At 60.0% G+C, this 10120-nt stretch carries 11 protein-coding genes and 2 pseudogenes; 12 read left to right on the top strand and 1 reads right to left on the bottom strand.

What is annotated here, in order from left to right:
- The 8 genes and pseudogenes from ACFOFO_RS19590 to ACFOFO_RS19555 all read left to right on the top strand — a co-directional run.
- Positions 1-516 (top strand): annotated as a pseudogene (locus ACFOFO_RS19590) (helix-turn-helix domain-containing protein); the annotation flags it as partial.
- A 57-nt stretch (positions 517-573) separates the two neighbouring features.
- On the top strand, positions 574-1260 hold the full coding sequence (locus ACFOFO_RS19585) for a Vgb family protein (protein WP_390327510.1): 687 nt from the start codon (positions 574-576) through the stop codon (positions 1258-1260).
- Positions 1261-1372: 112 nt separating this feature from the next.
- Positions 1373-1984, top strand: a complete 612-nt coding sequence (gstA, locus tag ACFOFO_RS19580) for a glutathione transferase GstA (protein ID WP_390327512.1) — start codon at positions 1373-1375, stop codon at positions 1982-1984.
- Positions 1985-2012: 28 nt separating this feature from the next.
- On the top strand, positions 2013-2804 hold the full coding sequence (locus ACFOFO_RS19575) for a DUF899 domain-containing protein (RefSeq protein ID WP_390327513.1): 792 nt from the start codon (positions 2013-2015) through the stop codon (positions 2802-2804).
- A gap of 31 nt (positions 2805-2835) precedes the next feature.
- Positions 2836-3432, top strand: coding sequence for a hypothetical protein (locus ACFOFO_RS19570; RefSeq protein ID WP_390327515.1), 597 nt, complete (start codon positions 2836-2838; stop codon positions 3430-3432).
- A 278-nt stretch (positions 3433-3710) separates the two neighbouring features.
- The gene (locus tag ACFOFO_RS19565; RefSeq protein WP_390327516.1) at positions 3711-4025 is read left to right on the top strand and encodes an antibiotic biosynthesis monooxygenase family protein; all 315 of its coding nucleotides are present in this window, start codon (positions 3711-3713) and stop codon (positions 4023-4025) included.
- 418 nt (positions 4026-4443) lie between these two features.
- Entirely contained in the window at positions 4444-4866 is a 423-nt protein-coding gene (locus ACFOFO_RS19560; RefSeq protein WP_390327517.1) for a cupin domain-containing protein, read from the top strand.
- Positions 4867-5248: 382 nt separating this feature from the next.
- On the top strand, positions 5249-6379 hold the full coding sequence (locus ACFOFO_RS19555) for a restriction endonuclease (RefSeq protein WP_390332494.1): 1131 nt from the start codon (positions 5249-5251) through the stop codon (positions 6377-6379).
- Positions 6380-6436: 57 nt separating this feature from the next.
- On the opposite strand, the gene ACFOFO_RS19550 is transcribed toward ACFOFO_RS19555, so the two are convergent.
- A complete protein-coding gene (locus tag ACFOFO_RS19550; RefSeq protein ID WP_390327522.1) occupies positions 6437-6721 on the bottom strand; it encodes a hypothetical protein in 285 nt (94 codons plus the stop codon).
- Between the two features lie 11 nt (positions 6722-6732).
- Here ACFOFO_RS19550 and ACFOFO_RS19545 point away from each other — a divergent pair, with 11 nt between their 5' ends.
- The 4 genes and pseudogenes from ACFOFO_RS19545 (at position 6733) to ACFOFO_RS19530 (ending at position 9870) form a co-directional block, all read left to right on the top strand.
- Positions 6733-7335, top strand: coding sequence for a DUF1326 domain-containing protein (locus tag ACFOFO_RS19545; protein ID WP_390327524.1), 603 nt, complete (start codon positions 6733-6735; stop codon positions 7333-7335).
- Positions 7328-8140 (top strand): DUF2182 domain-containing protein, encoded by an 813-nt coding sequence (locus tag ACFOFO_RS19540; RefSeq protein ID WP_390327525.1) that lies wholly within the window; start codon positions 7328-7330, stop codon positions 8138-8140. The genes ACFOFO_RS19545 and ACFOFO_RS19540 overlap by 8 nt, the downstream gene beginning before the upstream one ends.
- Complete coding sequence (locus tag ACFOFO_RS19535; protein ID WP_390327527.1) at positions 8133-9008, top strand: DMT family transporter; 876 nt, start codon at positions 8133-8135, stop codon at positions 9006-9008. The genes ACFOFO_RS19540 and ACFOFO_RS19535 overlap by 8 nt, the downstream gene beginning before the upstream one ends.
- A gap of 117 nt (positions 9009-9125) precedes the next feature.
- Positions 9126-9870 (top strand): annotated as a pseudogene (locus tag ACFOFO_RS19530) (IS5 family transposase).
- The last annotated feature ends 250 nt before the right edge of the window (positions 9871-10120 follow it).

The following is a 10120-nucleotide window of genomic DNA, read 5'->3' as shown; positions in this document are numbered from 1 at the left end:
GCCGGCGCTGCGTGGCGGCCGCTGGCGCGCCGGCCGGTACTGTTCGCGTTGGCGCGCGCGCTCGCCGAGGCGTGGCCTGGCGAAGTTGACCGGGAAGCCTTGATCGCGTGCGCGTTCCGCACCCACCGCCCCAACGAGTCGCATCGGGCGCGCCTGCGGGTCGAGATCGGCCGCCTGCGCGCGCTCGTCACAGAACTGGCGCAGATCGAGGCCACCACGCGCGGCTTTGTTCTCAAGCCGCTCGGCGAGCGCGCCGTGGTCGTGCTGGCGCCGCCCATCGACGGCGACCAGGCGTCGCTGGCGGCGCTGCTTGCCGACGGTGCGGCCTGGTCGACCTCAGCCCTGGCGCTGGCCTTGGGGGCCAGCCAGCGCACCGTCCAGCGCGCGCTGGCCGAGCTGGAGGCCGCCGGACGGGTACGCTCCATAGGGCGGGCGCGGACGCAGCGCTGGCTGTCGCCGCCGCTTGCGGGATTCACGACAATCTTGTTACTCCCCGCCGCGCTCCAGATGGAATAGAGTTGTCTTACGGCGCCGCTTCGAGGCGCGCTGTAAGACGACCGCAAGGAGACAGCGATGACCCGCAAAGCCAGTACACCCAGCAAAGACAAACCCCAGGCGAAGGCGCGTGCGGCCGAGATCGTGCGCGAATACGGTCCCTTCGCCGGCGCCGACAAGGTGGCCGGCGTGACCCACGACGGCCAGCGCGTCTGGGCCGCCACCGGCACCAGGCTGATCGCCTTCGATCCCGAGAGCGGCGAGCCCACCCGCACGCTCGACCGCGCCTGCGACGCCGGCACCGCCTTCGACGGCACCTACCTGTACCAGATCGCCGAGCAGCGCATCGACAAGATCGACCCCGCCAACGGCAACGTGGTGGCATCGATCCCGGCGCCCGGCAACGGCTACGACTCGGGACTCACCTGGGCCGAAGGCAGCCTGTGGGTGGGCCAGTACCGCGACCGCAAGATCCACCAGATCGATCCGGCCACCGGCGCCATCATTCGTTCCATAGAAACCAACCGCTTCGTCACCGGCGTGACCTGGGTCGACGGCGAGCTGTGGCACGGGACATGGGAAGGCGACGAGAGCGAAATCCGCCGCATCGACCCGCAAAGCGGCGCCGTGCTCGAGCGGCTGGAGATGCCGCCCGGCGCCGGCGTCAGCGGGCTCGAGTCCGATGGTGCAGACCTGTTTTACTGCGGCGGCGGAGAGAGCGGAAAGGTGCGCGCCGTGCGGCGTCCGAAAGGCGCCGGGTCGTAATCGTCGCAGGAGCACGTCGAGTAAGGCTATATCTTCGGCGCAGCCGAGGGCCGTCGCACGCCGGTCTGATTCAAACACTGTCCTGATCAACCCCAATCCAAGGAGCATGACCATGAAGCTGTACTACATTCCGTCCGCCTGTTCGTTTTCGCCACACATTATTGCCAACGAGCTTGGCCTGCCAATCGAACTGGTGAAGGTCGACAGCAAGACCAAACGCACCGAACACGGCGAAGATTTTCTCGCCATCAATCCCAAAGGTTATGTGCCCGCACTGCAGCTGGACGATGGCAGTGTGCTGACGGAAGGCCCGGCCGTGGTGCAATATCTGGCCGACCTGAAACCTGAAGCGCAGCTGGCGCCCGCCAACGGCAGCATGGCGCGCTACCGCCTGCAGGAGATGCTGGGCTACATCAATTCAGAGCTGCACCAGAGTTACATGCCATTGTTCAACCCCGAGACCAGCGATGGCGTGCGTACCGAGCGCATGGCCCATCTGCGTAAGCACTATGGGCTGATCGATGCCACGCTTGGCCGCACGCCATTTCTGCTGGGCGAACAGTTCAGCATCACCGATGCCTATCTGTTTGTGGTGACGCGCTGGTCAGCGTTCGTGAAACTCGACCTGTCGCCGTTCCCGAACCTGCAGGCGTTCCAGGAACGCATCGCTGCCCGCCATGCCGTGCAAGCGGCGATGCGCCGCGAACAACCGGCAGCCGCCTGACCCTTTGCCATCAGCCAAGGAGTACATCATGAACACCGCTATTTCCGAAGCAAAGAACCATCTCGTCGTCTCCAGCGAGCGCTGGCTGAGCGAGCGCAAGACGCTGCTGGCGCGCGAAAAGGAACTGATGCGCCTGCATGACCAGATTGCCCGCGAGCGCCGCGCGCTGCCGTGGGAGCGCGTCGAGAAGGACTACATCTTCGACACAGCCGAGGGCCGGTGCACGCTCTCCGATCTTTTCGGCGGGCGCCGCCAACTGCTGGTGCAGCACTTCATGTTCGGCCCGAGGTGGGAGCAAGGTTGCCCGAGCTGCTCTTTCATGGCGGACCACACCGACGGCATGAACGTGCACCTGGCGCATCGCGACATCACGCTGGTGGCCATTTCGCGTGCACCGCTGGCCGACATCGAGCGCTTTCGCCAGCGCATGGGCTGGCAGTTCAGGTGGGTCTCCTCGCATGACAGCGATTTCAACCACGACTTCGGCGTCAGCTTCACGCCGGAAGAACAGGCCAAGGGCGAGGTCTACTACAACTACGGCATGCAGTCCTTCCCGGCCGAGGAGGCGCCCGGCCTCAGTGTCTTCTACAAAAACGACGCGGGCGAAGTGTTCCACACCTACTCGACCTACGGCCGCGGCGTGGAGGTCATGATGGGTGCGTACAACCTGATGGACCTCACGCCCAAGGGCCGCGACGAGAACGACGTGCCCTACAAAATGGAGTGGGTGCGCCACCATGACCGCTACGAGCCGGCGCCGATCGCGAAGCCGGCGCCGACGGTCGGTTCGTGCTGCCATTCACACGACATGCACGCCTGAAGCGCGAGCGGCCTGAGCGCGTGAGCACCTCATGTCGAGCCTTTGGCCATGGCTGGCGGTCGCAGGGGTCGGTGCCCTTCACGGGCTGAACCCTGCCACCGGCTGGATGTTTGCCGCAGCCTGGGGTGTGCAGTCGCGCGACCGGGCGCAGGCGCTGCGGGCCTTGGTGCCGATCGCGGTCGGGCACGCCGCATCGGTCGCGTTCGTGCCCGCCGCGGTGGCACTCGGCCTGTCGATGGATCGCGCCGTGCTGCAAGCCCTGGCGGGCGTGCTGCTGGGTGTGCTGCTTGTCGTCGCGGTGTATCACCTGTCGGGCCACAAAGCCAAGCGGGCCCGGACGCCGGCAGGTCATGCCGTGCTGGCGCTCTGGTCTTTCATGATGTCCACCGCGCACGGCGCCGGATTGATGCTGGTGCCGGCGCTAATCCCGCTTTGCATGGGAGACACGCCGGCCCGCGAGATCACGGCATCCGGCTCGCTGACGCTGGCGCTCGCGGCCGTGGGCGTTCACACAGCGGCGATGCTTGCCGTCACCGGCGTGATCGCCTCCCAGGTTTGCCGCAGCTTCGACGCCGGCGCCCGCTTGCTTCAACGCCTCAGGCGGAAGCCGCCTCCAGCGCCGCGTTGAAGGTGATACCTGGCCGCGCACTGTCTTGGCGAGGCGCGCCGAAAGCAGACACTAAACTATGAAACACCCGCTCAACGATTTCACCAATCTGTTGCGTCGATCGGTTGAATCCGCAGCCAAAAGCGGACGGTAAACATTATTCACCAAGATATTAATAATTTAATTTCGCCCCGCACGGCGATTATATTCAAAGCGATACTAGACCCGAGTTCGGGCCGAATGTTTAGGCGAATTTATTCCGAGTAAATCAATTGTAATGTGACCTCCAAGGAAAAATCATGAGCAACAACTCCGTCATCCTTATTAACGCTTTCACAGTTCAACCTGAAAACCAGGCTGGACTAATTGAACTATTGGCCCAAGCAACCAACGGCACAGTGCGGCACGCGCCTGGCTTTATCTCGGCAAGGCTTCACCGCAGCCTAGATGGCACAAAGGTCACCATGGTTGCCGAATGGCGAAGCAAAGAGGATTACGAAGCAATGCGCAAAGATCCGCAGCCACTGCCTTACTTGCAGCAGGCAATGGCAATGGCGACCTTTGAGCCGGGGATGTATGAACTGGCGGACGCTTTTTCTCCCATAGGCCAATGATGCTTGACTCAAGAATCGGTACGACGGTGTTTCTCTGGCGATGCTATGTAAAAACGCAAAAATTAAAACACTTAGTGTCTAGCGTCCGCTTTTGGGCGCTTGCTGACCATGACCAACTGGCGGAAATCGGCCAACACCGATCAGTGAAGAAGTTTTCTGAAAGCAGCCGGTCAGGAAGCCGGTGTGTCTGCTCCTGGCCCAGATTCCGACGTGCCGCTTTTCGCCATAAATTTGTACTATAAAGATAGTTCACGACGCCGAGTGAGAGAGTAGGCATCGGAGCCTGGGCGCATGACTGTCCCCCGAAAACAAAACTGATATATGGGTAGGGAGCGGGGATAGGGAGTGGCCACGCAGTTCCCTACCCCTTGGTCAACGCCTCTCTTGCAGCACAACATCTGGATTGAGGAGAATGGTGATGTTGATTTCCAAGCTACGTAAACTGGTAATAGTTAGCCTAGCCGCCATGATGGCAATATTGGGCTCGGGGCCATCAATGGCGCAGACGCCAGCATCACCCAACAAATTTATCGCGAACACGCTCCAGGAAGTCGCCGTTGGAGAGCTTCCGCCCGGCAAATGGAACATGAAGGCGACCATGCTGGTCATCGAACCCGGCGGCGAGATTCCTTTTCATGTGCATACTGGTCCAGGGCTCCGCTACGTATTGGAGGGAGCCATCACCATCAACTGGAAGGCGGGGAAGACGCAGACCTTCGAGGCCGGCTCCACCTATTTCGAAGGACCGGGCGAGAACCATCCAGCCGGCACTATGTCGGCAAGGAACGGCGGTCAAGGGCCATGCCGGGTAGTGATTGTCGAACTCGTACCCCAGAAGTAAATCCCGCCCACGTGGTGTACAGTTGACGCGCCTCGCGCGCAACTGGCACCCAGCCGTCTCAAAATATTCTCCACCTTTTCCCACCCATCTTTAACCCTTAACAATCACTTCCGACATTGCGGGGACTATAGGTCGTCTTTTAAGACCACCGTGGTCTAAACAGCAACAGGCAGCTTTCGGCCCAAAAGGAGACTGTCGCGCGTCAGCTCCGAAGTTGCCATTCGCGTTTATGCGCCCACCTGACTGAGCAGGCGGGTTGCCTGAAGCGGCCGATTGACGCTTGTGTCGGATTTGTTATTTGTGCACACTACCCCTCAATGAACCTGTATCGATCCGAGAATGTGTATGAGCAAAGAGGAGTTGCGTGATGGAAATAATACACATGGATGCAGACTTAGAAGATGCAGATTGGACAAAGCAATCTTGGGACTTGCCACCATATAGGTCTGCGGAATTCCTTCAATTATTCCCTGATCTGGAGGCATTCAAAAAACTTCCGGTGTACCAGCATGCTGTTGATGCTGGGCTTATTTATGATGACGAATGGGTGATGGATCGGGCATTGACTGTAAATACCGAGACTAATGATCATCAGGTGGTCTTCGAGTTCAACAGTGCCTTCTACGTCAAGCTCGGCCACGCCGGCTGTTGGGAGGCTGAATCGATCCTAGGATCTCGGTTGCGCTTGGGCTGGCCTAACCAGTCGCTCGCAGACATAAACGCGGGCCGATGGACAGTTATCGCCGAGCAACTGCGGAATGACCTTCCCAATAAGCAGCAGGTCACAACAGGTCTAAATCGGCTGCAAGACATCGCCCGTTCGACACCTGAAGACGTATGGATAACTTTTCACGGCGCCAAGCTCTGGTGGGCGCGCCTTGCTCCGGGACCAGTTGAAGAAGACCACATCTCCAAATTTCGCGCTACGCTTGACGGCTGGCATGACGCTTCGCAAAGCGGGAGGCTTCTAGTCGCGAACGACCTTCCGGGCAAGATCGCCCAGATGCAAGGTTTTCGCGGCACAGTCTGTCGCGTTCGGGAAAAGCAGCTCCTTCGCCGCGTACTTGAAGGCACCCGAAGCGAGTTGGCGTCTCGAATTTCCGCTGAACGTGCACGACTATGTAGCCAACTTGAAAAAGCGATTTCCGAGCTTCATTGGAAGGACTATGAAACCCTAGTTGACCTCGTATTTCGGCATGCTGGGTGGCTGCGTGTAAGCGTCTTGGGGCAACATGCAAAGTCCTATGACCTTGAACTTCGTGAGCCGATTACCGACGACCGGTATGTAGTTCAGGTCAAATCCCAGGCGACTCGTGCTGACCTCAATAAAACGATTCAAGACTTCTCCGAAGCTGACTATCGAAAGGTCTTCTTTGTTGTTCACTCCCCCGCAGCCGATCTTGCAAACGCAAAGAATATCCCATCTCACGTTGAACTTGTGGCCCCGGCGCATCTGGCCGCCCTCACACTCGATGCCGGTCTGTCACGTTGGCTCGAAGAGAAGGTTGCCTGAGCAATGAGGCCGAACCAAGCCGTCAACCGGACATGCACGCAAAGCCGCACAGGCCGGTTACTTTGAACGTTGAACGATTTCAGAAAATTTCAATGTCGCATTTGGGTCGACTGGAGCCTGTCGTGATCGGCCGCACCCAGCCACAAGCCGTCTTTCGACGGTGTTGCCCAATGGTCCAATGTGGACGTCGAAGAACACTTTCGACACCAGCTTAAATGACTCAACGATATCGCGGCTTGCCTGGCCGTCTTCGAACTTGAATTGGTTCACCGCGCAGCATAAAATAAAACGTCCCTTGCCGCCGCAAGCCGCGGCGACAAGTCCGTGTTCGTGTGGCTTCAACGGAGGTTCGTATGAGCTATCACCTGGAAGGTCGTCTGCTCGAGGTTTGCAATTGCAACGTCCTATGTCCCTGCTGGATCGGCGAGGATCCTGACAATGGCACCTGCGACACCATCGTCGCGTGGCGCATAGGCAAGGGAATGGTCGATGGCGTGGATGTGGGTGGCAACACCATCGCGGCCGTGGCCCATATTCCGGGCAACATCCTGGAAGGCAACTGGACCGCCGCCATCTATGTCGACGACCAGGCCTCCAAGGTGCAGGAAGATGCATTGCTCAAGGTCTACACCGGGCAGGCGGGCGGGCCGGTCGCCGATCTGGCCGCGCTCATCGGCCAAGTGGTGTCGGTGGAGCGGGCGCCGATCCGGTTCACCGTGGTCGACGGCAAGGGCGAACTCGAGATCGGCAAAAACTACTATGCCGAACTCGAGCCCTATCGCGGCGCGATGGGTGGCCTGACAACCCTCTCCGACACCGTGTTCTCTACGGTGCCGGGGGCTCCGGTGTTTGTCGGCAAGGCCCCGACCTATCGATCCAAGAATGCCGCCCTCGGCATCGACCTCGACATCAAGAACCACAACGCCCTGCAGAGCACGTTCGTCTTCGATGCATGAGACCGACGGCAGGCGCAGCGCCTCCCGTCATCATCGCGTGTTCTTGCCGGTCCTGGCCGCGCTGATTGCGCTCGCGTGGGTGGCATTGTGGGCGTGGGCGCGCAGCCCGTACGGACGCTATCTCGAGCACGAAGACTGGACAGCGTCAGGACCGGCGGCGCTACTGTGCCGTGTCGTTCCCGCCGGCGATGTGGTCGTGCCCATGGTGCTCTACGCCGCCGCGTGGATACTCATGACGGCGGCCATGATGCTGCCGACCACCTTGCCGTTGTTCAACACCTTCGACCGGTTGACGGCCCAGCGCCCGGACCATGGGCGCCTCCTCATGCTGCTCGGCCTTGGCTACATGACGGTGTGGGGAGCATTCGGGCTCTTGGCGCATGCACTTCACAGTGCAGTGCTGTCCCTGCTCGCCAGCGTACCCACACTGGCCTGGCATGGCTGGCTGATCGGCGCCGCGACCATTGCGTTGGCCGGCGCATTTCAGTTCAGCAGGCTCAAGTACCGGTGCCTGGAAAAGTGCCGCACGCCCTTGAGCTTCGTTGTCGAGCACTGGCGTGGGCATGGGCAAGCACGGCACGCGTTCGCGCTTGGCGTGCAGCACGGCCTGTTCTGCGTCGGGTGCTGCTGGGCGCTGATGCTGTTGATGTTCGCGCTCGGCACCGGCAGCCTCGGCTGGATGCTCCTGCTTGCGGCCGTGATGGCGATCGAAAAGAACGTTCGCTGGGGCAGGCGTCTCAGCACGCCGCTCGGTGTCGCGCTGCTGTCCTGGGCAGTCGTCCTGGTGGCGACCACCCATGCATGAAGAACGCCGTGGCCTGCACACGATGCAGACGATCGTCCTCACCGCGGTGGCGATGCTCGCCTTCGCCGCCAATTCACTGCTGTGCCGGCTCGCGTTGCAGCATGGGGCCATCGATCCGGCCAGCTTCGCCAGCATCAGGCTGGTTTCCGGAGCGCTCACGCTCGCCGTCATCGTGCGGTTCAGGTCGGAACGGTCCGCGTCCGGCCATGCCGACTGGCTCGCTGCGGCCATGCTGTTTGCTTATGTCGCGTTCTTCTCTTTCGCGTATCGCAACTTGCCCGCGGGCACGGGCGCATTGATTCTGTTCGGCGCGGTGCAATTGACAATGTTCAGCGTGGGCTTGCGCTCGGGCGAAATGTTCGGAGCCATCGCATGGCTCGGTCTCGCACTGGCTGCCGCGGGGCTCGTCTACCTGGTGTCGCCGGGTGTCGCTGCGCCGCCGCTCCTCGGCGCTGTGCTGATGGCGATCGCTGGCGTGGCGTGGGGCGTGTACTCGCTGCGCGGCCGCGGAGTGGTCGACCCGCTAGCCGCCACCGCGGGCAACTTCGCACGGGCGGCGCCGCTTGCCCTCGTGCTGAGCTTGATTTTCGTCGCCAACGCTTACGCGGATGCGGCCGGGGTCGCCTTGGCCATTTCCTCCGGCGCACTCACGTCCGGCATCGGGTATGTGATCTGGTATGCCGCGCTGCGCAAGCTTTCTGCGATGCGAGCCGCCACCGTACAGTTGTCGGTGCCGCTGATCGCTGCATTTGGTGGAGTGGTGTTCCTGTCGGAAACGATTACACCGCGCCTGGCTGCTGCCTCCGCGGCGATCCTTGGTGGCATTGCGTTGGTGCTGACCAGCAGGTCGCAGAAGCCGCGCCCGTAGCGTTCCCGAGCAGCAAATAGTTTTATATTTGAAATAGATTGAAGTAAGACAATTAGGGCCTGTTAACAATCAATAAAATGTGTTTACATTCGGTATTTGAATAAATGGATACCGAAGATGCGGGAAAGCAGAAGGCTGTTGCGAGACGACCAATGGGTAAAACTGGAACCCCTATTACCAGGCAAACCTGGCGATCCTGGTGCAACGGCGCAAGATAATCGCCTGTTTTTAGAGGCGGTGTTATGGATCGTGCGCACCGGTTCCCCGTGGCGTGATTTGCCTGCTGAATTGGGTAACTGGCACACGACATATACCCGCTTCAAACGCTGGGGTGAGACAGGCGTGTGGCAGCGCTTGGTGGAATCGGTCAGCGGCGACCGCGATCTGGAAGCGTTGATGATTGATAGCACTGCGGTGCGCGCCCACCAGCATGCGGCGGGCGCCCAAAAAAAGAAGGTCCTCAAGCGATCGGTCGTTCGCGCGGCGGATTGACCAGCAAGATTCATGCGGTGGTAGACGCCTTGGGCAATCCGGTGCGCTGGGTGAAGTTGCAGACATTACGCAAGGTAAAGCGCTGTTGGAAGGGATGACGCCGCAAGCAGTATTGGCCGATAAAGGCTATGACGCGGACGATTTGCTGAACTACATTCAGGCAAACAACGCGCAAGCGGTGATCCCGCCTAAGCGCAATCGTGTCGTGCAACGTGAATATGATCGCCATTTGTATAAAGATCGCAATTTGGTGGAGCGTTCTTTTAACCGCATCAAACAGTTTCGACGGATCGCAACGCGGTATGAAAAGTTGGCACGAAACTACCTCTCTTTCATTAACCTCGTCTGCGTTTATATTTGGCTACTCTGATTGTTAACAGGCCCTAGCCCAACTCTCAAGCTTGGGCTTTTTTTTGTTGGAATAGTCATGGCGAGCTCAATTTGCGCAGTCAGTTCATGCATTTAATTGGCGTGCATTTCGACTCTGCACTTAAATTGCGCACTCATTTGGCGCATTCAATTTGCGCATACAATCCGCGCATTCTATTTGACAGACACCATGCGATGGTCCTGTTGGATTGTTGCATTCAGCCCTGCGTGCGGCCTTGCATATCAGCGCC

The sequence above is a fragment of the Pseudundibacterium arcticum genome (assembly GCF_042646465.1).
Taxonomy (GTDB): domain Bacteria; phylum Pseudomonadota; class Gammaproteobacteria; order Burkholderiales; family Burkholderiaceae_D; genus Undibacterium_A; species Undibacterium_A arcticum.
Note: the sequence above shows the minus strand (reverse complement) of the source record. Positions and strands in the feature narration are given on the sequence as shown.

Excerpts from the sequence above, each read along its gene's own strand:
- ACFOFO_RS19585 (WP_390327510.1), top strand. The coding sequence starts at position 574 with ATGACCCGCAAAGCCAGTACACCCAGCAAAGACAAACCCCAGGCGAAG.
- gstA (WP_390327512.1), top strand. The coding sequence starts at position 1,373 with ATGAAGCTGTACTACATTCCGTCCGCCTGTTCGTTTTCGCCACACATT.
- ACFOFO_RS19575 (WP_390327513.1), top strand. The coding sequence starts at position 2,013 with ATGAACACCGCTATTTCCGAAGCAAAGAACCATCTCGTCGTCTCCAGC.
- ACFOFO_RS19570 (WP_390327515.1), top strand. The coding sequence starts at position 2,836 with ATGTCGAGCCTTTGGCCATGGCTGGCGGTCGCAGGGGTCGGTGCCCTT.
- ACFOFO_RS19565 (WP_390327516.1), top strand. The coding sequence starts at position 3,711 with ATGAGCAACAACTCCGTCATCCTTATTAACGCTTTCACAGTTCAACCT.
- ACFOFO_RS19560 (WP_390327517.1), top strand. The coding sequence starts at position 4,444 with ATGTTGATTTCCAAGCTACGTAAACTGGTAATAGTTAGCCTAGCCGCC.
- ACFOFO_RS19555 (WP_390332494.1), top strand. The coding sequence starts at position 5,249 with ATGGATGCAGACTTAGAAGATGCAGATTGGACAAAGCAATCTTGGGAC.
- ACFOFO_RS19545 (WP_390327524.1), top strand. The coding sequence starts at position 6,733 with ATGAGCTATCACCTGGAAGGTCGTCTGCTCGAGGTTTGCAATTGCAAC.
- ACFOFO_RS19540 (WP_390327525.1), top strand. The coding sequence starts at position 7,328 with ATGCATGAGACCGACGGCAGGCGCAGCGCCTCCCGTCATCATCGCGTG.
- ACFOFO_RS19535 (WP_390327527.1), top strand. The coding sequence starts at position 8,133 with ATGCATGAAGAACGCCGTGGCCTGCACACGATGCAGACGATCGTCCTC.